2 protein-coding genes are annotated in these 798 nt (G+C 57.0%); both read left to right on the top strand.

The annotated features are described in order from the left end of the window. Positions 1 to 35: 35 nt before the first annotated feature. Complete coding sequence (locus L6Q96_23240; GenBank protein MCK6557464.1) at positions 36 to 344, top strand: hypothetical protein; 309 nt, start codon at positions 36 to 38, stop codon at positions 342 to 344. A gap of 137 nt (positions 345 to 481) precedes the next feature. Next, the coding region (locus L6Q96_23235; protein MCK6557463.1) for a hypothetical protein at positions 482 to 798 on the top strand (317 nt) is incomplete at its 3' end.

Here is a 798-nt window from a genome sequence, read left to right as displayed (position 1 = left end):
GTATGCGAGACATTCCGTGCCCCTGCTGCGGTTTCATGACGCTGCAAGACCAATACGGTTCTTTCGCCGTTTGTGATGTTTGCGGGTGGGAAGACGATGGTGTTCAATTGGCCAACCCAACGTCCGAAGGTGGTGCCAACAAGAGGTCGCTTGCGGCGGCGCAATTCGCGGCGTTGGCCAAGTACCCCGCGGGTGTAGAACTCGCCGAGGGGTATCGCCGCAGTAGCAAATGGCGCCCCCTCGCTCAAACGGAAGTGGATGCCGCCAACACGCGCAAAGCCGTCAAGCATTGGCATTCAAAGTCGGTCTGTGCTGAATCAGAGGCGTACTGGGGAGTAAGGTGAATGGAGCGTTCTACGAAGCAGGCACCTAACCCCTCCATCGAGCGGACATGCCCCGGCAAGCCGGGTCATGCCGCTCATGTCGAACGTTATGCGTCACAAGACGCGCTCTGCACCAGTCTTCGCCTCAGAATACCGCCATGGACTCCATCATTCAGTGGTTTAAGGCTACGGACTGGATCGCCAACGCTTTGGCTATCGTCGTCCCGCTTGCGGGTGGCGCAGCTTGGCTTTGGCGCCGCGCCCACAAGCGGCTCTCCGCTCCCCGAACGTTCTCTGCGTACGCAAGGAATCAATTTCCTTCTCCGTACCCTATGTCGAGACTCCGAGAAGTTGCCCAAGTTGCAATCGTGGACGACAATCTATCCGATTTCCCCATTGCGGATCTTCGTAAGGCTGGATTTCAGATCAAAACCTACAAACACGTCAGTGTCGGCGACTTTGAGGAACTGTCAAA

The sequence above is a fragment of the Candidatus Binatia bacterium genome (assembly GCA_023150935.1).
Classification (GTDB): Bacteria; Desulfobacterota; Binatia; order HRBIN30; family HRBIN30; genus JAKLJW01.
Note: the sequence above shows the minus strand (reverse complement) of the source record. Positions and strands in the feature narration are given on the sequence as shown.